This window comes from Cellulosimicrobium sp. XJ-DQ-B-000 (assembly GCF_031119065.1).
Taxonomy (GTDB): domain Bacteria; phylum Actinomycetota; class Actinomycetes; order Actinomycetales; family Cellulomonadaceae; genus Cellulosimicrobium; species Cellulosimicrobium funkei.
Genome location: NZ_JAVHYN010000008.1, coordinates 45068 through 63747, shown reverse-complemented (window position 1 = coordinate 63747; position 18680 = coordinate 45068). Strand labels below are relative to the sequence as shown.

Here is an 18680-nt window from a genome sequence, read left to right as displayed (position 1 = left end):
GCCCGCGTCAGGCCGGGGTGCGGGCGGCGAGCTCGGCGAGGGTGTCGTCGAGGTCGGCGACGACGGTCGCGACGGTCTCGCGCTGGGTCCGCGCGCGCTCCGCCGACGCGGCCACGGCGGTGCGCGCCTCGGCGAGGTCGGCCTCGAACCGGTCCGCGCGGGCCTGCGCGTCGGCGCGCTGGTCGCGTGCCCGCCGCTCCCCCGCGAACCACTGCCACGCGGCGAGGCCGGCCGCGACGACGGCCACCGTGAACCACGCCGGCGAGGCGGCGAGGCCGAGCACGACGCCGAGCAGCGCGACCGCGCCGGTCCCGCCGACGGCGCCCCACGACACGCCGTCCACCGGCTGCGCGAGGAGCTCCGCGCGGGCGGTCGCGGCCGGTGCGGCGCCGTCCTCGGTCGGCGTGACCGTCACGGTGCGGCGCCCGAGGCGCAGCTCGCGCGACGGCGCGGGCGCCCCCGCGAGCTCCGCCGCCCGCGCGTGGGTCGCGGCCCGCAGCTCCTCGGCGACGAGCGGGCCCGCGAGCGCCGCACGCCCGGGGTCGGTCCCGCGGGCGTCCTCGACGAGCAGGTCGACGAGCGTCCCCGCGGGGGCGTCCCACCCGGGCCCGTCCTCGCGGGGTGCTCGCCCGACGCGCTCGTCGAGCAGCGCCGCCCGGTCCAGGAGCCCGCGCTCCACGGGCGCCCCCTCGTCCACGAGCGACGCGACGACGCGGAGCAGCGCCGCGCCGGGCGCCTCGGGGGTCCCGGCCGGGTCGTCGGCGCCCCCGGCGGCCTGCGAGTCCGCCGCACCGGCGGCGGACGCACCGGCGGCGACGGCGGCGGGTGCGACGGCGGGCGTCGGCGCGCCGGTCGGGAGGGGTCCGGGGGCCGGCGCGAGCACCGCGACCTCCCCCGCCACGAGCGCGCGCGACCACGCCGTCCACGACCGCAGGAGCGGGAGCGCGTCGGGGGCGGCGGCCCGACGACGCGCCCCGGCCGCGTCCCCCGCGGCCTCGGGGCTGCCCCAGGCCGCGCCGTCGGCGGGCGCCGCGGGCAGCGACGGTGCTGCCTCCAGGAGCCGGGCCCGCCAGCGGGCGCGCGCGTCGTCGTCGAGCAGCGCGACCCGCTCCGCGAGCGCGCGGCGCACGACCTCCACCCCGTCGCCGCCGAGGTGACCGGCCGCGGCCGCGACCCACAGCGCGCGCTCGGCCCCGGTCACGCCCACCTCGTCCGGCCCCTCGCCCGCGCCCGGCGACGGCTCGGGGGCGCCGTCGGCGCTGCCCCAGCCCGCGGCGGGCAGGACCGGCGCGTCGAGCACCCCCGGCACCCACTCGCGCGCGAGGCCGGGCTGCCCGACGAGCGCGCACACCGCGACGAGGTACGTCGCGGCACGACGGCGGTCGCGCAGCAGGGCCTCCTCGGCCGCCTCCCGGTCGAGCCGCCCGGCGGGGAGCTCGGCGACCGCGAGCGCGGCGGGCACGAGCCAGTAGCCGGGCACGTCCACGAGGTCCGGGGAGCGCCGCAGGTGCGACACGTCGCCCTCCCCCGTGACGACGGCGCTCGTGAGGGCGCGCGCCGCGTCGCGGGCGCGGCGCGCGGGCGTGAAGAGCGCGAGCTCCTCCCGGACCTCGCCGAGCTCGATGAGCGCGTTGACGAGGCGGGTCAGCACCTCGACGCGGCTCGACAGGTCGCCCTCGAGCGACCGCAGGCGGCGGTGGAGCGACGCCTCGCGGGACCGCGCCATCGCGGCCTGGGCGGCGAGCTCGTCGGACAGGGCCCGCATGTTGCCCTGGTCGCTGCGCCAGGAGCTGTACGTCGACATGCGCGCGAGCGTACTCAGCCGGGCGGCGCTGTCGAGGGGGAGAACTCCCCCGGCGTGGGCCGTCGGCGCGGGACACCGATGCCGGGCCCGGCCGCGCGGTCAGCGGCGCGGGCGCATGAGGGGCGGGTCGAGCACCGCGGGCACGCTCGCCGGGGCGTCGTCGGGGTCGGGCGCGGCGGCGTCGGTCGTGGCGGTGTCGGCCGCGGCAGTGTCGGCCACGGCGGCGTCGGGACCGGGGCCCGGCTGCGGGCCCGGCGCCGGGCGCGCGGCCCGGTAGAGCGCCGCCGGCCGCCCGGTCCCGCCCGACGTCGTGCGGCCCGTGTCCTCGAGGAAGCCCGCGGTCGTCGTGGCCTTGCGGGAGAAGTTCCGCGGGTCCAGCCGCACGCCCCAGACGGCCTCGTAGACGCGCCGCAGGTCGGCGACGGTGAACTCGGGCGGGCAGAACGCCGTCGCGAGCGCGGAGTACTCGAGCTTGGCGCGGGCCCGCTCGACGCCGTCGGCGAGGATCCGCGCGTGGTCGAAGGCGAGGCCGGGCCCCGGGCCGTCCCCGAGCAGGGGCTCGACGGGGTGCCAGGCCGCTCCCCCGGCGTCGGACCCGGCGTGCACGACGCCGAACTCGGGCGCGAGCAGGAGGTACGCGACCGAGAGGACCGGGCCGCGCGGGTCGCGGTCGAGCGGGCCGTAGGTGCGGAGCTGCTCCAGGTGCCCGGGCGGACGGACGCCCGTCTCCTCGGCGAGCTCGCGGCGCGCCGCCTGGGCGAGCCGCTCGCCCGGCAGCACGAACCCGCCCGGGAGCGCGAGCGCGCCACGGTACGGCTCGACGCCGCGCTCGACGAGGAGCACGTGCAGCGCGTCGTCGCGCACGGTGAGCGCGACGACGTCGACCGTGACGGGCAGCAGGGCCGCGCCGTGCGGGACGTCGGGGGCCGGTGCGGCGGGTGCGGTCATGAGCTCATCGTCGCATATTCGCGTCAGGTTGACGAGAACTGGCGCACCGGCCTACGCTCTTTATCGTCAGGTTGACGAAAACAGATCGGAGACGACCATGGCCACCATCCGCACCTACCCGTGGACGCGGCACTTCCTCGGGAGCCCCACCGGGCACGTCGTGCACCTGCGCCGCGGGCGCGTCGCCCACGAGGGCGTCGGTCAGGCGTTCTGGTTCCGGCCCACGACGTCGGTCCTCTCCGAGGTCCCCGTCGACGACCAGGAGCTCCCCGTCTTCTTCCACGCCGTGACGGCCGACCACCAGGACGTCACCGTGCAGGCCGGCGTGACGTATCGGTTCGCCGACCCGGTGACCGTCTCGCAGCGCCTCGACTTCGCGGTCGACCCGGGCAGCGGCGAGACGAGCACCGCGGGGCGCGACCAGGTGACGAGCATCGTCGGGCGCCTCGCGCAGAGCCGGGCCACCGACGCGCTCGCCGCGATGCCCCTCGCCGACGCCCTGACGACCGGCGTGCCGCGCGTGCGCGACGTCCTCACCGAGGCGCTGACCACCGACCCGCGCCTCACCACGACGGGCATCGTCGTCATCGGCGTCCAGGTGCTCGCCGTCCGGCCGGAGAAGGACGTCGAGCGCGCGCTCCAGACGCCCGCGCGCGAGCACGTGCAGGCCGAGGCCGACCGCGCGACCTACGAGCGCCGGGCTCTCGCCGTCGAGCGCGAGCGGGCCATCGCGGAGAACGAGCTCGCGAGCCGGATCGAGCTCGCGACCCGGCGCGAGCGCCTCGTCGCCCAGGAGGGCGCGAACGCGCGGCGCGAGGCCGAGGAGAAGGCGGCCGCCGCCCTCGTCGACGCCCGCGCGACCGCCGAGCGCGCCCAGCTCGCGACCGACGCGAAGGCGGAGCAGGTGCGCGTCGTCGGCGCGGCCGAGGCCGCCGCCGAGCAGGCCCGCATGGACGTGTACGCGAGCGCCGGGCAGGGCACGCTCCTCGCGCTCGCGCTGCGCGAGGCCGCCGGGTCGCTGCCGGACGTGCAGAACCTCACCATCACGCCCGACCTGCTCACCGGGGTGCTGTCGACCCTGGCGCGCGGGCTCGGCCCCGACGGCGGGTCGCCCGCCACGGCGACCGGGAAGGCGGCCTGACGATGCTCCGGCGACGCGCCGTCGTCGTGCACCGGCGGACCGAGCTCGACGACCTGCTGGACCGGCACGGGACGCGCGGCCAGGCGGAGTTCTTCCTCCGGTCGCGGGGCCGGTCGCTGGCCGAGGTACAGGCGCGGCACGACGCCCTCGCGGCCGCGCGCGACGCCGTCGTGGCCGCCCTGCCCCCGGGCTGGGCGCGCGCCGACGTCGAGCGCGCGGACCTGTCGCGGTTCCTCGTCGCGCCCGAGGACGTGGTGGTGGTCGTAGGGCAGGACGGCCTCGTCGCGAACGTCGCGAAGTACCTGCACGGCCAGCCGGTCCTCGGCGTCGACCCGGAGCCCGGCGTGAACGCGGGCGTGCTCGTGCGGCACCCGGTCGCGGCGGCGACGGCCCTCCTGCGCGGGCTCGGGGCCGACGCCGAGGCGCCGGGCGGCGCGCCCGACCGGGTGGCGCTCCTGCCCGTCGACGCGCTCACCATGGTCCGCGCCGACCTCGACGACGGCCAGCACCTCACCGCGCTCAACGAGGTGTTCGTCGGTCACCCCAGCCACCAGAGCGCGCGCTACACGCTGCGCTGCGGCGCAGGTGAGGAGCGGCAGTCGTCGTCGGGCGTGCTCGTCGCGACGGGCACGGGCGCGACCGGCTGGTGGGCGTCGCTCGCGCACGACCGCGGCGGACGGCGGGCCCCGGGGCGCACCGAGCACCGGCTCGGCTGGTTCGTCCGCGAGGCGTGGCCCTCGCCCGCGACGGGCGTCTCGCTCACCGAGGGCGTCGTCGAGGAGGGGGCCGACGTCGCGCTCACCGTCGCCTCGGACCGGCTCGTCGTGTTCGGCGACGGCGTGGAGGACGACCGCCTCGTCGCCTCGTGGGGCCAGACGGTGACGGTCCGCACCGCCGACGCCCCGCTCCGCCTCGTCCGCCCCTGACCCCCGGCCGAGGCGCCCGCCGGTGGACCCGATTTCACCCGGGTGATCCGTCGGGACGGCGAGGGTCGGTGGGTAGCATCGCAGCGGTCACGGGATCCCCATGACTCCCCCCTCCCGCGGGCCTGGCCTGCGGGGACGCCGACCCCACGAGCCCACCGAGGTCCCGCCATGAGCACGCCCATCGCCTTCACCGACAACGTCCGCGACCTGTCGAACGCCGGGGGCTACCAGTTCGAGTTCCGGTGCGAGCGCTGCGGCAACGGCTACCGCTCCGCCTACCGGACGGACGTCGTCGCGAAGGGCAGCAGCCTCGTCCAGGCGGCGGGCCGGTTCTTCGGGGGCAAGGTCGCCGACCTCTCCTACGCGGCGGGGTCGTGGGCAGCGGACCGCCAGACCAACTCGTCGGCGAAGGACAAGGCGCTCGACGCCGCCGTCGGCGAGGTGCGCGACGCGTTCCGCCAGTGCCACGGGTGCGGCGACTGGATGTGCCACGAGGTCTGCTGGAACGAGGCCGTGGGGCAGTGCGTGCGTTGCTCGCCCAAGCAGGTGGAGGAGCTCGCCCAGCTCCAGGCCGAGGCCCGCCGGTACCAGGTCCAGGAGCAGCTCCGCACGACCGACCTCGTCGGCGGCGCGGACCTGCGGACGGCCGCCGTCACGCGGTGCCCGTCGTGCGGCGCGAAGGTCGACGGCGGCAAGTTCTGCCCCGAGTGCGGCGAGCGCCTGGCGCAGGTGGCCGCGTGCCGCGAGTGCGGCACGCAGAACGCCGCGGCCGCGCGCTACTGCGCGGAGTGCGGCAGCCCGCAGTCCGTCTGACCCCCCGCCGCCGAGCATGCGGTCACAGCCCGTCCCCGACGCCGGACGCGCAACAACCCCATGCTCGGCGGCCTCGCGGGGTCAGTCTCCTCGTGGGGCGTCGTTCTGGTGCTGCTCGCGCTCGCGGCGGGCGCGGAGCACCGCCTCGCGACGCTCGCCGATGGCGTCGCTCGTCAGGTTCGTGAGGCGGTCCTGCTCGGCGCGGGCCGCGGCGCGCTCCGCCTCCACGCGTGCGCGGTGCTCCTCCGACTGCGGGCGCGACCGGACGACGCGCGGGCCGTCGCGCATCACGTACCCGTCGGCGTGCCGCTCGAGCCACCGCTCGCGCCGCGCCGCGCGCACGCGCTCGCGGTGGAACCGCCAGTCCCACCGGCGCCGCAGGGCGACCACGGACCAGAGCGCGAAGGGGACCGCGGCCACGACGAGCACGACCCGCCAGCCGGGCGGCAGCGCCGTCGACGCCCCCGCGCTCGCGAGCACCCACGCGACGCCGGCCGGGACCGCGGCCCCGGCCTCGCGGCGGTCGGGGTGCCAGCCGCAGACGGCGAAGCGCACGAGGGTGTCCGTGAGCCGCGAACGCCGCTGCGGCTGGAGGGGCACGGGGAGCGGCCCGGGCACGGGCGGCCCGAGCGTCGTGCCCGGCGCGACCCGGCTCGTGAACGACAGCCGGTCGTCCCGGGACGACGGCCGCAGCGCCCGCCCGGCGTGCACGAACGCCAGCGCGGCGAGCGGCCAGACGGCGCACGACAGGTACCACGCGACCGGGCCGGCGAGCGCCACGGCGACCGGCGCGACGACCGCGAGCCGCCCGAGCTCGGCGCCGGGCGACGCGACGAGCTCGGCCCAGGGCTCCTGGTCCGCCGGCGGCGCGAGCAGCCCGTACGCCGCGGGCGCGAGGTACAGGCCCAGGAGGGCGAGCCCGACGGCCGTCCCCACCAGCCCGACGGCGAGGTACCCGACCGGGCGCAGCAGCAGCGCGGCCCTCCCGGGCGGCGTCGCGTCGCGCGCCGTCCGCGGGTCGGGCGTCACGGTCTCGTCGGTCATCGCTCCCCCTCCGTCTGCGGCCTCACGCCCGCGGGCACGTCACCGGTCGGCCAGCCCGAGCACGTCGAGCACCCACGCGTCCTCGTACGCGACCTCGCGCCAGCCCTCGTAGCGGCCCGAGACCCCGCCGTGCCCGGCGTGCATCTCGATCTTCAGCAGCGCGGGCGCCCCCGCGGCGCGCAGGCGCGCGACCCACTTCGCGGGCTCGACGTACAGCACCCGCGTGTCGTGGAACGACGTCACGGCGAGGATCCGCGGGTAGTGCGACGCGTCGTCGGGCACGTTCTCGTACGGGGTGTACGTGCGCATGTACCGGTAGACGTCGGGATCGTGCAGCGGGTCGCCCCACTCGTCCCACTCGACGACGGTGAGCGGGAGGGACGGGTCGAGGATCGAGGTGAGGGCGTCGACGAACGGCACCTGCGCGAGCACGCCCGCGAAGAGCTCGGGAGCGAGGTTCGTCACCGCGCCCATGAGCAGCCCGCCCGCCGAGCCGCCCTGCGCGACGAGCCGCTCCGGGCTCGTCCAGCCGGCGTCGACGAGGTGCCGCGCGACCGCGACGAAGTCCGTGAACGTGGTGCGCTTGGCGAGCGTCTTGCCCTCGTCGTACCAGCGGCGCCCCATCTCGCCCCCGCCGCGCACGTGCGCGACGGCGAACACGACCCCGCGGTCGAGCAGCGACAGGCGCGAGATCGAGAACCCCGGGTCGATGCTGATCTCGTACGACCCGTAGCCGTACAGCAGGAGCGGCGCCGGCTCGGCGCCCGTGCCCGTCGCGTCCAGCCCGACGGCGTCGCGCCGCCACACGAGCGACACCGGCACCTGCGTGCCGTCCTCGGCCGTGGCCCACTCGCGGCGCTGCACGTAGTCCGCGGCGTCGTAGCCGCCGAGCACGGGCTGCTGCTTGAGGAGCGTGAGCTCGTCGGTCTCGACCCGCAGGTCGTACACGGTCGACGGCGTGACGAAGCTCGTGTAGCTCAGCCGGACGTTCGGCTGGTCCCACTCGGGGTTCGCACCGAGCGCCGCGGTGTACAGCGGCTCGTCGAACGCGACCTCGTGCACGTGCCAGAGGTCGGTCGCAGGCGCCGGTGTGTCTCCTGTGCGGATCGGGGTCGGCAGGCCCGCGGGCCGCGGCGGCTGGGGGCTCGCGAGGTCGATCACGCCGACCCGCGAGAGCGCGTCGCGCCGGTAGGAGACGACGAGGTGCCCGGCGAACGCGTCCACGGCCTCGAGCCGGGTCGCGGGGTCGTGCGGCACGACGACGGTCGCGCCGCCCGGCCCGGCGGAGACTTCGGCGACACCGGTGACGACGAGCTCGAAGTTCTCCGCGCCGTCGTTGTGCAGGACGAGCAGCACGTCCCGCTGATCCACCGCCCCGCCGAGCACGGGGTCGGCGACCGGATTCTCGTCAGGACGGTCGCCGACCGCGTGCTCGGCGGTCGGGAACCACGTGCTCGGCAGGACGGCGTGCTCGACCGTGTACTCGACGCCCTCGCGGCGCGGCCACACCACGCGCGCCTCGCCCGTCGGGTCGTCGGCGTCGATCAGCCACGTCTCGGACGTGATCTTCGAGCCCACGTCGATCTGCACGAACCGCTGCGAGCGCGAGACGCCCACCCCGACCCAGAACCGCTCGTCGGGCTCCTCGAAGACGACGACGTCCTGCGTCGCGGGCGTGCCCACCTCGTGGCGCCACACGCGCCAGGGCCGCCACGCGTCGTCGACCGTCGGATAGAACACGTACCGCCCGTCCGGGGAGAAGACGGCGCCCGGGAACGTCCCCGGGACCTCGTCCACGAGGTCGGTGCCGGACTCCAGGTCGCGGACCCGCAGCGTGTAGCGCTCGTCGCCCACGACGTCGACCGCGTACGCGAGCCGCGTCCCGTCGGCCGAGACGTCGAACGACCCGAGCGAGAAGAACTCGTGGCCCTCGGCCTCGACGTTGTCGTCGAGGAGCACCTGCTCGCCCGGCACGGGCACGCCCGGCTCCAGCACGGGCGGCACCCAGGCCGACGGCGCGTCGCTGCCGAGGCTCGCGTCGATCGGGGCGCGGGCCCGGATCGGGTACTGCGACCCCTCGACCGTGCGCGCGTAGTACCAGTGCGCGCCCTGCCGCACCGGGACGGACAGGTCCGTCTCGAGCGTGCGGGCCTTGATCTCCTCGAAGATCCGCTCGCGCAGCGGCTCGAGGTGCGCGAGGCGCGCCTCGGTGTACGCGTTCTCGGCCTCGAGGTGCGCGACGACCTCGGGCGACTCCTTGTCCCGCAGCCACTCGTAGTCGTCGTCGACCGTCTCGCCGTGGTGCGTGCGCGGCGCGGGACGACGGAGGGCGACGGGCGCCTGCGGAGTCTCGGGCGCCTCGGCCACCTCGGGCTCGGGAGAAGACGGCGTGGCGGGCTGCGTGAGGTCGTCGGGCATCTCGCCAGGGTAGTGCCGGGACGCGGCCGTCAGGCGTCCGGGGCGTCGACCTGCTCCAGGTCGCCGGGCAGCCACGTGCGGTCGAACCACGGCTCGAGCGGCCCGTACAGGCGCAGCATGGGGAACCAGGACTTCCCCGGGACCGTCCCGACCCAGTTGTGCTCGCGCCCCGCGGGCGGCTCCGGCCCGAACCAGAGCACGGTGCTCCCGTCGTCCTCCGTCGCGACCGTGCCGCCGAGGCTCATGAGGCTGGGGTGCGGGTCCGCGGTGCGCAGGAGGGAGCGGGTCTGCGTGTCGTAGAGGTCGACGGACCAGAAGTTCTTCGCGGGCGGGTTCGGCGGCAGCACGAGCCGGTACGTGCGGCCGCCGTCGAGGACGTCGCCCCGCGCGTCGTGCGCCGTGTACGCGTAGGCCGACCCGGCGCCGACCTGGGCGTGCGCCATCGCGGGCGTGATGACCGTCGCGAAGAAGTGGAACTGCGTGCGCGCGTCGAGCAGGCGCGCGCCGTCAGCGAGGAACTCGTACGACCCGCCGATGAACGCGTCGAGCCAGCGCGACCCCGGGGCGATCCGCGCCGCCGGGTCGCGCGGCGAGTAGACGAGCGCCCGGCTGATCGCCGCGGCCGTCCGCGCGGCCGCGTCGAGCGTCGCCCGGCGCTCCGGGTCGGGGTCGAACGGCCGGCCGTGGACGATGCCGAGCGACCGGAGCGCGCCCGCCCGCTCGGGGTCCAGCGCGCCCGGCGGCTCCTCCGCCACCAGCTCGGCGACCTCGTCGAAGAACGAGACGTCGCTCGCGTGCACGGTGTTGATCCGAGCGCCTGCGATGTTGACGAACTCCGTCGGCGGCGGGTCCGCCGCCTCGGCGAGCGGGTAGATCCGGGTCTCCTTCATCGCGGGCACGCCGCCGAGCGCGCGCAGCACGACCCAGTTGGTGAACGTGGGCGTGCGGTGCACGAAGTAGCCGTCCGGCACCTCGCCGTCGTAGCCCGGCGGGAGGAACAGGTACCGGCCGCCCTCGCCCCGGTCCGGCCCGGCGATGCCCATGTCCGCGACGTAGCGGAACCAGAAGTCGTCCACGACGCACAGCGACTGCCGGGGCGGCTCGATCACGAGCGGCCCCGTCTCGCGCAGGTCGACGAAGAGCGACCCGTACGTCGTCTCGGTGTTCGCGGTGAGGAAGATGCCGTTCGAGTCCGCCCGCGGGTCGGTGTACCCCACCTGGTTCGAGCGGAGCAGGCCGAGGCTGCGGAACCCGCGCCGCATGGCGACGAGCGAGGCGCCCGGCATGGCGTCGAGGAACGCCGCGACCCCGCGGACGAAGTCCAGCGACCCGTAGAGCCGGTCGAGGGAGCCCGACGCGGGGACGCCGTCGACGAGCTCGACCGGACCGAACGGGGTGTCCAGAGGGGAGGGGGTGCTCACGGCCGCGACGGCGGTGGCCAGCGGGTCGGTGCTCGGCTCGGTCATCGCTCAGGCCCTTCGTCGCGGGTGCGGAGGCGGGACGCGCGCGCTCGACGTCGAGCGGCTGAGCCGACCGTAGGACGCACCGGGCGGTCGCGCGACCGCGAGCGTGCGGGGGCGTCAGCCGAGGAGGGCGACCGTCTGCCCGTCCCAGCGCAGGAGCCGGCCCTGCACCGGGAGGAGCCCGCCCCAGCCGCCGTCGAGGTCCTCCGACCAGACGATCGACCCCGACGACAGTTCGAGCGCCACGACGCGCGAGCTCGCCCCCGTCGCGGGGTCGACGAGCACGAGGAAGGCGCAGCGCCCGTCGGTGAACGCCTGCGTCACCACGGCGCCGTGGCCGCGCTCGCCCGCGAGGTCGTCGACGAACCGCGACCACGTCTGCTCGCCCGACAGCGCGTCCAGCCCCAGGACCGTGCTCGCCGTCCCGACGACGGCCGTGCCCTCCGCGACGACGTACACGGCCTCGGGCACGCGGGCGCCGTCGAACGTCCACAGGCGCGCGCCCTGCTCGTCGTAGGCACGCAGAGCGATGCCGTCGCGCACGAGGAGCACGCCCGGAGCGGGGTCGTCGGTCGCCTGCGGGTCCAGGACCTCGCCCGGCACGTCGAGGAGCGGCGTCCCGTCCGGGTCGAGCACGCGGTCGGCGCGCAGCGCGCCGTCCGACCCCTGCCGGTCGGCGTCGACGAGGAACCGCCCGCCCGCGAGCGGGACCGCGCCGTCGGTCGGGACGTCCGGGTCGTCGAGGCGCTCGCCGTCCGGCAGGAACGACGCCGCGACGCCGCACCCGCCCACGTCGACCAGGGTCTCCGTCGCGACGAGCAGCAGCCGCTCCGGGTCGACCTCCTCCCCGCCGGTCTCGGCGTGCCACGACGTGCACGACCACGGGACGTCCTGGAACGGCAGCTCGCGCCGCCAGCGCACCGCGCCCGTGGCGGCGTCCTCGAGCGTCACGACGACGTCCCGCCCCGCGACGCCGTCGACGGACTCGCCCGCGCCGGGGTCGACGGCGACGGGGGCACCGCTCGGCGCGCCCGGCTCGCCCACGCGCTCGGCCCGCACGAGGCCGCCGTCCGGGCCGGGGACGAGCAGCGCCCCCGCGGTCTCCGCCTGCCGCTGCCCGACGACCCGCCCGCGGGCGTCGAGCACCGTCACGGTCGCCGTGCCCTCCCCCGGCCGGGACGGCGGGCTGACGTCGTACCAGGACGGCGCGACCCCCGACCCGGCGACGCACACCACCGTGCGCGACGGCACGGCCGACCGCTCCCACGGGCTCCACGACCCGCACACGGCCTCGTCGCCGCCGGCCGGCACGCGCCACGCCTCGGCCCCCGTGTCGAGGTCGAGCGCCACCGCCTCGTCGCCGTCCACGGTGACGAGCAGGCCCGGGAGGAAGGCCGTCCCGCGGTCCGCCGCGGCGGGGGCGCGCCACTGCTCCGTCGGGGCGGTGTCGAGCGCGCGGACCGCGCCGCGCGCCGTCTCCAGCCGCTCCTGCGCGTCCCGGCTCGTCGCGGCGTCGACGACGAGCATCCCGCCGACGACGAGCACGGCCACCCCGGTCGCGACCGCGGCGGCCACGGCCCGACGGCGGCCGGGACCAGGCGGCGTCTTCGGCACCTCAGGGGGTGCCCCCGCCGACCGTGGTCCAGGACCGGGCGCACCAGGCGCTCCGGGCGCTCCGGGCGCTCCGGGAGGCAGTGGAAAGGTCGTGCCGCGCGGCACGGCGTGCGGTCCGCCGAGCAGCACCGGGTGCGGCGCGTCGAGGAGGTCGAGGTCGTCGTCGACCCCGGCCGTGTCGACGAGCTCGAACGTCCGGCGGCCGTCGCCGCCGTCTCCCCGTCGGAGCGGCACCCCCTCAGCGTAGGCCGGTCGTCAACCGAGCCGGGCGATCTCCGACTGCCCGATCCGCAGGAGCCGGCCCTGGAGGGGAACGGGCCAGGAGCCCTCCTCCGGCCCGACACCACCGGACCACGCGACGTGACCGTCGGCGAGGTCGATCGCGAGAAGGTCCGTCCGCCCGTCGTCCTGGTAGGCGAGCAGGATCGCGCGCCGCCCGTCCGTGTAGGCGGTGTCCATCCAGCTGACGCTCCCGCCGGCCGCGGCCTCGACCGTCTCGCGGTCGAGGGACCAGCGCACCGTCCCCGTGGTCGCGTCGAGCCCGGTCATCCAGCCCGTGCTGGAACCCCCGGACACGACGACCGTGTCGTGCGTGGCGACGAGCACCGCCTCGGGCGCCACCACCTCCGACGAGCGCCACAGCTCGCTGCCGTCACCGTCGAACGCGACGAGCTCCCCCTCGGACCGGGCGAGGAGCGGCGCGTCCGAGCCGTCGCTCGAGCGCGGCACGAGGATCGGGCCGGGCGGCTCCCAGCGCACGGCGCCGTCCGCCGCAAGGACGGCGCGCGCCGCGTCGCGCGGTGCGGTCGCCGCCGAGCCCCAGGTGGAGGCATACCCCGACGGGTCGCGGTAGTACGTGCCGTCCGCGAGCGCGACGACTCCGTCCAGCGGGTTCTCCTGGTCGTCGAGGCGCTCGCCGCCCGGCGTGAACCACGCCGTGACGCCGCAGCCCTCGACACGAACGAGGTGCGTCTCGGTCGCCGCCCACAGGTTCTCGAGCTCCGCCCGGATCGTCTCCGTCCCGTCCGCCTCGGTCCAGCCGACGCACTGTCCTGACCCTTCGACGAACGGCACGTCGGCCTCCCAGCGCGTGTCGCCCGTGAGCGCGTCCTCGACGCGGACGACGGCGGGGCGCCCCAGGGGGAGGTCGGCGACCTCCCCGGTGGCCACGTCCTGCTCGACGACGGCGCCGTCGCCCGCGGGGACCTCGCCGACGCGCTGGGCCCGGAGGAGCGTGCCGTCGGTCCCGGGGATCGGCGCGCCGCCGGCGGACGTCGTGTCGCGGCGCCCGAGCACCTCGCCGTCCGCGGCGAGCACCGTGACCGCCCAGTCCGACGCGAGGACGCGGCCGGTCTCGGGGTCGAGCTGCAGGTCGGTCACGCCCCCGAGTCCGACGGCGTCCGACGACGGCGCCACGCACACGAGCGTCGAGGCGGGCTCACCGAAGGGCAGCGACCACAGCAGCTGGCCGCCGCACGACGCGTGGGCGCCGACGTCGACGCGCCAGCGCTCCGCCCCGTCGTCGAGCGAGCGGGCGACGGCGGTCCCGTCCTCGACCGTCACGACCGCCCCGGGCAGGAGCGCGAGCCCGCCCGAGACCTCGACGTCAGCCGTCCAGCGCTCGACGGGCGCGTCGGGCAGCGGCTCCAGGCCGCCGGGCGCGGCCCGCAGCCGCTCCACGTCGGCCCGGCCCTGCCACGCGTCGACCGCGAGCATGCCGCCCAGCACGAGCGCGACCCCCGCCGCGACCCCCGCGACGACCGCCGCAGGCCGTCCCCGCCGGGGCGGCCCACCCTCGGCCGGGTCGCTCTCCGCCGGGTCGTCCTCGGCCGGGTCGTCCTCGGCCGGGTCGTCGTCGACCGACGCACGCCTGGGCGGGCCGTCGGGTCCCGCGGGACCGTCCGTCGCCCCGAGGGCGGCACGGACGCCCGCCGTCACGCCCGGCGTCCAGGTCGTGCCCCCCGTCGCGCCGGACGGCACGCCGCGCGGCCCGCCCGGCGAGACCGGGCCCGGACCGCCGAGGGCGTCGTCGTCCGCGTCGACGTCCTCGGACTCGACCAGCTCGAAGGTCAGTCGGTCCCGGGCGTCACGTCGTCGGAGCGGCACGCGGCCAGCCTAGGCCAGCGCGCCCGACGGCGGACCGCCCCCGGCCATGCCCGACCCGGCCGGACGCGCCCGGCGGCGCGTCCGGCCGAGGACGGCGTGCCCGTCACGCGACGCCGAGGTACGCCTCCTTGATGCTCGAGTCCGCGAGCAGCTCGCGCCCGCCGCCGCTGCGCACGACCTCGCCCGTCTCGAGCACATAGGCGCGGTGCGAGCGTGACAGCGCCTGCTGCGCGTTCTGCTCGACGAGCAGCACCGTCGTCCCCTGCGCGTTGATCTCCGACACGATGCGGAAGATCTGCTGGATGACCATGGGCGCGAGCCCCATCGACGGCTCGTCGAGGAGCAGCAGCCGCGGCCGGGCCATGAGCGCGCGCCCGATCGCGAGCATCTGCTGCTCGCCGCCCGACATGGTGCCGCCCACCTGCTCCTTGCGCTCCGCGAGCCGCGGGAACAGGTCGAAGACGCGCTCGACCGTCTCGTCGTGCTCGGCCTTCGACGCGAACGTGCGCGCGTAGGCGCCCATCTCCAGGTTCTCGACGACCGTCATGCCGGGGAAGATGCCGCGGCCCTCGGGCGCCTGCACGATGCCCTCGAGCACGCGCAGGTGCGCCTTCATCTTTGTGATGTCCTTGCCGTCGAACAGCACCTTGCCCCGCGCTACCGGGCGGATGCCCGAGATGGCGCGCATCGTCGTGGTCTTCCCGGCGCCGTTGGCCCCGATGAGGGTGACGAGCTCGCCCTCCTCGACGGTGATCGAGATGCCGCGCACGGCCTCGATGCGCCCGTAGGCGACCGTCATGTCCTGCAGCTCAAGCAGGGGCATGGCCGCTGCCTCCTTCGGTGGTGGGGGCCGCGGGCCCGACGCCGTCCGGGCCGTCCAGCTCCTCGTCGGGCACGCCGAGGTAGGCCGCGACGACCTTGGGGTCGTTCGTGACCTCGTCGGGCGTGCCGTCCGCGATGACGCGCCCGAACTCGAGCACGACGATCCGGTCGGTCACCCCGCGCACGAGGCGCATGTCGTGCTCGATGAGCAGCACGGTGTAGCCGTCGTCGCGGATGTGGCGGATGAGGTCCATGAGGGACTCCTTCTCCGCCGGGTTGAAGCCGGCCGCCGGCTCGTCGAGGCACAGCAGCTTCGGCTCGGTCGCCAGGGCCCGCGCGATCTCGAGCCGGCGCTGGTCGCCGTACGAGAGGTTGCGCGCCTTCTCCGTCGCCCGCCCGCCGACGCCCACGAACTCGAGCAGCGCGAGCGCCCGGTCGATCGCGTCCCGCTCCTCGCGCCGGTGCCGCGGCGTGCGCAGCAGCGCCCCGGGGACCGACGTGCGGTGCCGCGCGTCCGACCCGACGACGACGTTCTCCAGCGCCGTCATCTCGTTGAACAGGCGGATGTTCTGGAACGTGCGGGCGATGCCGCGCTGCGTGATCCGGTAGCGCTTGAGCTTGCCCACCGGGGAGCCGTCGAAGACGACCTGCCCCTGGGTGGGCCGGTAGACGCCCGTCATCGCGTTGAACGCGGTCGTCTTGCCCGCGCCGTTCGGGCCGATGAGCCCGAGGATCTCACCGCGCCGGATGTCGAACGTCACGTCGTCGAGCGCGACGAGGCCGCCGAACTGGACCGTGACGTTCTGCATCTGGAGCAGCGGCTCGCCGACGCGGGCGTGGACCGTGCGGTCCGGCGCGACCATCGCGTCGACGAGCTCGGGGTTCGCGAGCTCGGGGCGCACGTCCGCGACGTCGACGACCGCCGGCTCCTCGAGGACGGCTCCGGGCATGTACAGGTCGGCACGCGAGGAGTCGGCGCGGCCCGACGACGCGAGGTGCTCGTCGCCGTGCTCGCCGCCCGCGCCGATGCCGCCGGGGTCGTGGGTGCTCATCGGGTCTCCTCCCCGGTCGTGGTGCCGTCTGCGCCGGTCCCGGTCGTCGTGCCCGTCGCGCGCGTCGCGCGGGAGCCGCCCGACGCCGTGGCGACCGCCGGGGAGCCCGGGCGGGCGCCGTCGTCGGACCCGCTCCGCGTGGCGGCCTGCGCCGCGCGTCGCGCGGCGACGTAGAGCTCGCGCCCGTAGGCGAGGAGCTTCTGCCGGACGGGGAGGAGCCCTTGCGGACGGAAGATCATGAGCACGACCAGCGCGATCCCGAAGAACAGGTACCGGTAGCTCGCGATCTCGTTGCCGTTGATCGGGATGCCGAACAGCTCCGTGCGGCCGAGGAAGAAGTTCGGCAGGTACACGATGATGAACGCGCCGAGGATCACCCCGAGCTTGTTCCCCTGGCCGCCGAGCACGACGGCGCACAGGAAGAGCACGGAGTTGATGACGTTGAAGTTCGTCGGGATGACGAACTGGACCTGACCGGCGTAGAGCGCGCCCGCGACACCACCGATCGACGCCCCGATGACGAACGCCCACAGCTTGAAGCGGAACGTGGGGACGCCCATGATCTCGGCCGCGTCCTCGTCCTCGCGGATCGCGACCCAGGCGCGCCCGACGCGCGAGCGCTCCAGGTTCCCCACGAGCAGCAGTGAGATGACGATGAACACGAGGCTCAGCCAGTACCACCACACGCCCGAGTTGAGCGTGCCCGCGGCGTTCCCCGCGGAGAAGACGCCGTTGGGCAGCTCCTCCGTGACGCCCACCCGGGGGTAGGCGACGCCGCGCAGGCCCTGGCCGCCGCCCGTCAGCTCGTCGAGGTTGTCCGCGAGGAGGCGGACGATCTCACCGAAGCCGAGCGTGACGATGGCGAGGTAGTCGCCGCGCAGGCGCAGCGTCGGCGAGCCGAGGATCAGCCCGGACAACGACGTGATCGCGACCGCGATCGGGAGCGCCGCGAGCCACGCCCAGTCCTTCGACAGCCACTCGTCGGTCTGGTTCCACGGGCTGTCGGGGCTCGTGAGGATCGCGACCGTGTACGCACCGATGGCGTAGAAGCCGACGTAGCCGAGGTCGAGGAGGCCCGCCTGGCCCACCACGACGTTGAGGCCGATGGCGATGAGCGCGATCATGCCGAACTGCGCCATCACCCCGCCGAAGTTGGTGCCCACCGTGGTGAGCACCGGGATGTTGAGGATCGGCACGAGCGCCAGGAAGATCAGGAACGGCACGCCGATCGCCCACTGCGTGGGCCGGGCCTGGGCGTCCCACCACAGGCGCAGCCGGTCGCCGACTCCGCTGTGCGGCCGGTCCTTCGTCGCGACGCGGCCGGCGGGCGGCATCGCGGTGGGGCGACCGCCGTCGGGCGCGGGGGCGGGTGCAGGTGTCGAGGTGCTCATGCGCGGGCCCTCCCCAGCGACTCCCCGAGGATGCCCGTCGGGCGGAACATCAGGACGATGATGAGGAGCGCGAACGCGACCACGTCGCGCCACTCCGTGCCGAACACGACCTGGCCGTAGTTCTCCATGACGCCGAGCAGCAGGCCACCGAGCAGCGCGCCGCGCAGGTTGCCGATGCCGCCGAGCACCGCAGCGCAGAACGCCTTGATGCCGAGGATGAAGCCGCCGGAGTAGATGATCCCGTTCGGCACGCGCAGCGTGTAGAGCAGCGCGGCCGCACCGGCGAGGATGCCGCCGATGAGGAACGTCAGCATGATGACGCGCTCGCGCGAGACGCCCATGAGGGTCGCGGTCACCGGGTCCTGCGCGACGGCGCGGATGCCGCGGCCGAACTTCGTCCGGTTGATGAACATGTCCGTCGCGAGCGCGAGGACCAGCGCCGACAGGATGATGACGAGCGTGATGTTCGTGACCGGCGCGCCGCCGATCGTGAACTGCACCTCGGGCTGGACGAGCCGGATCGGCTGCTGCGCGTTGACGCCGCCGAGCGTGCCGCCCGTGAGCTTCGGCAGCACGAAGTGCACGAACTCCTGGATGATGAACGACATCCCGATCGCGGTGATGAGGAAGACGAGCGCCGGTGCGCCGCGCCGTCGCAGCGGCCGGTACGCCACGCGTTCCAGCCCGACGGCGGCACCGCCCGCGACGAGCATCCCGCCGAGCATCGCGATGCCGAGGTAGAGCACCGTCAGCGCGATGCCCTTGTCGTACGCGTTCCCGCTCGGGTAGAAGCCGAGCAGCATGAGCGTCGCGTACTGCCCGAACATGCCGAGCATGAAGACCTCGGAGTGGGCGAAGTTGATGAGCCGCAGCACGCCGTAGACGAGCGTGTAGCCGACGGCGACGAGCGCGTAGATCGCGCCGTAGGTGAGGCCTTCGATGGTGAGGCCCCAGAAGTTCCGGGCGAGGCCCGCGATGTTGAAGTCGATGAGGGACTGGTGGACGAGGGGGCCGGCGGTCGCGCTGTGCATCAGCGCGTCAGCAAGAGCGGGCATGACGCTCCCTGGTTCGTTCTCTGGGGTACGAGGTCGTGGTCCACGACGGGCGCCCCGCCGACCGGTCCCCGCGCGGGGCGGGG

At 75.9% G+C, this 18680-nt stretch carries 14 protein-coding genes; 3 read left to right on the top strand and 11 right to left on the bottom strand.

Translation table 11 applies throughout. The annotated features are described in order from the left end of the window. Positions 1–7: 7 nt before the first annotated feature. Positions 8–1804, bottom strand: a complete 1797-nt coding sequence (locus RDI86_RS12420) for a hypothetical protein (RefSeq protein ID WP_308821511.1) — start codon at positions 1802–1804, stop codon at positions 8–10. A 99-nt stretch (positions 1805–1903) separates the two neighbouring features. Beyond that, positions 1904–2752 (bottom strand): NUDIX domain-containing protein, encoded by an 849-nt coding sequence (locus RDI86_RS12415; RefSeq protein ID WP_251176614.1) that lies wholly within the window; start codon positions 2750–2752, stop codon positions 1904–1906. Positions 2753–2849: 97 nt separating this feature from the next. Between RDI86_RS12415 and RDI86_RS12410 the strand changes: the two genes are divergently transcribed. The 3 genes from RDI86_RS12410 (at position 2850) to RDI86_RS12400 (ending at position 5632) form a co-directional block, all read left to right on the top strand. After that, a complete protein-coding gene (locus RDI86_RS12410) occupies positions 2850–3893 on the top strand; it encodes an SPFH domain-containing protein (RefSeq protein ID WP_043658139.1) in 1044 nt (347 codons plus the stop codon). A gap of 2 nt (positions 3894–3895) precedes the next feature. Then, on the top strand, positions 3896–4819 hold the full coding sequence (locus RDI86_RS12405; protein WP_061267896.1) for a hypothetical protein: 924 nt from the start codon (positions 3896–3898) through the stop codon (positions 4817–4819). 168 nt (positions 4820–4987) lie between these two features. Beyond that, a complete protein-coding gene (locus RDI86_RS12400; RefSeq protein ID WP_205688591.1) occupies positions 4988–5632 on the top strand; it encodes a zinc ribbon domain-containing protein in 645 nt (214 codons plus the stop codon). Between the two features lie 81 nt (positions 5633–5713). Here the strand turns inward: RDI86_RS12400 and RDI86_RS12395 are convergent, their stop codons facing one another. From RDI86_RS12395 to RDI86_RS12355, 9 genes are all read right to left on the bottom strand, one after another. Continuing rightward, the gene (locus tag RDI86_RS12395; RefSeq protein ID WP_308821509.1) at positions 5714–6676 is read right to left on the bottom strand and encodes a hypothetical protein; all 963 of its coding nucleotides are present in this window, start codon (positions 6674–6676) and stop codon (positions 5714–5716) included. Positions 6677–6715: 39 nt separating this feature from the next. Next, positions 6716–9094, bottom strand: a complete 2379-nt coding sequence (locus RDI86_RS12390) for a S9 family peptidase (RefSeq protein ID WP_308821508.1) — start codon at positions 9092–9094, stop codon at positions 6716–6718. A 29-nt stretch (positions 9095–9123) separates the two neighbouring features. After that, a complete protein-coding gene (locus RDI86_RS12385; protein WP_308821507.1) occupies positions 9124–10560 on the bottom strand; it encodes a DUF1254 domain-containing protein in 1437 nt (478 codons plus the stop codon). A gap of 114 nt (positions 10561–10674) precedes the next feature. Continuing rightward, positions 10675–12405 carry a PQQ-binding-like beta-propeller repeat protein gene (locus RDI86_RS12380; RefSeq protein WP_308821506.1) on the bottom strand — a complete coding sequence of 577 codons (1731 nt, stop codon included), beginning with the start codon at positions 12403–12405 and terminating at the stop codon, positions 10675–10677. A gap of 21 nt (positions 12406–12426) precedes the next feature. Continuing rightward, the gene (locus tag RDI86_RS12375; RefSeq protein ID WP_308821505.1) at positions 12427–14277 is read right to left on the bottom strand and encodes a PQQ-binding-like beta-propeller repeat protein; all 1851 of its coding nucleotides are present in this window, start codon (positions 14275–14277) and stop codon (positions 12427–12429) included. A gap of 103 nt (positions 14278–14380) precedes the next feature. After that, positions 14381–15100, bottom strand: coding sequence for an ABC transporter ATP-binding protein (locus RDI86_RS12370; RefSeq protein ID WP_021483127.1), 720 nt, complete (start codon positions 15098–15100; stop codon positions 14381–14383). Continuing rightward, on the bottom strand, positions 15087–16151 hold the full coding sequence (locus tag RDI86_RS12365) for an ABC transporter ATP-binding protein (protein ID WP_083711550.1): 1065 nt from the start codon (positions 16149–16151) through the stop codon (positions 15087–15089). The genes RDI86_RS12370 and RDI86_RS12365 overlap by 14 nt, the downstream gene beginning before the upstream one ends. Continuing rightward, positions 16148–17542, bottom strand: coding sequence for a branched-chain amino acid ABC transporter permease (locus RDI86_RS12360; RefSeq protein WP_233139883.1), 1395 nt, complete (start codon positions 17540–17542; stop codon positions 16148–16150). Before RDI86_RS12360 ends, RDI86_RS12365 begins: the two co-directional genes overlap by 4 nt. Beyond that, positions 17539–18597 carry a branched-chain amino acid ABC transporter permease gene (locus RDI86_RS12355; protein ID WP_043657230.1) on the bottom strand — a complete coding sequence of 353 codons (1059 nt, stop codon included), beginning with the start codon at positions 18595–18597 and terminating at the stop codon, positions 17539–17541. Before RDI86_RS12355 ends, RDI86_RS12360 begins: the two co-directional genes overlap by 4 nt. Positions 18598–18680 lie beyond the last annotated feature (83 nt).

Excerpts from the sequence above, each read along its gene's own strand:
- RDI86_RS12420 (WP_308821511.1), bottom strand. The coding sequence starts at position 1,804 with ATGTCGACGTACAGCTCCTGGCGCAGCGACCAGGGCAACATGCGGGCC.
- RDI86_RS12415 (WP_251176614.1), bottom strand. The coding sequence starts at position 2,752 with ATGACCGCACCCGCCGCACCGGCCCCCGACGTCCCGCACGGCGCGGCC.
- RDI86_RS12410 (WP_043658139.1), top strand. The coding sequence starts at position 2,850 with ATGGCCACCATCCGCACCTACCCGTGGACGCGGCACTTCCTCGGGAGC.
- RDI86_RS12405 (WP_061267896.1), top strand. The coding sequence starts at position 3,896 with ATGCTCCGGCGACGCGCCGTCGTCGTGCACCGGCGGACCGAGCTCGAC.
- RDI86_RS12400 (WP_205688591.1), top strand. The coding sequence starts at position 4,988 with ATGAGCACGCCCATCGCCTTCACCGACAACGTCCGCGACCTGTCGAAC.
- RDI86_RS12395 (WP_308821509.1), bottom strand. The coding sequence starts at position 6,676 with ATGACCGACGAGACCGTGACGCCCGACCCGCGGACGGCGCGCGACGCG.
- RDI86_RS12390 (WP_308821508.1), bottom strand. The coding sequence starts at position 9,094 with ATGCCCGACGACCTCACGCAGCCCGCCACGCCGTCTTCTCCCGAGCCC.
- RDI86_RS12385 (WP_308821507.1), bottom strand. The coding sequence starts at position 10,560 with ATGACCGAGCCGAGCACCGACCCGCTGGCCACCGCCGTCGCGGCCGTG.
- RDI86_RS12370 (WP_021483127.1), bottom strand. The coding sequence starts at position 15,100 with ATGCCCCTGCTTGAGCTGCAGGACATGACGGTCGCCTACGGGCGCATC.
- RDI86_RS12365 (WP_083711550.1), bottom strand. The coding sequence starts at position 16,151 with ATGAGCACCCACGACCCCGGCGGCATCGGCGCGGGCGGCGAGCACGGC.
- RDI86_RS12360 (WP_233139883.1), bottom strand. The coding sequence starts at position 17,542 with ATGAGCACCTCGACACCTGCACCCGCCCCCGCGCCCGACGGCGGTCGC.
- RDI86_RS12355 (WP_043657230.1), bottom strand. The coding sequence starts at position 18,597 with ATGCCCGCTCTTGCTGACGCGCTGATGCACAGCGCGACCGCCGGCCCC.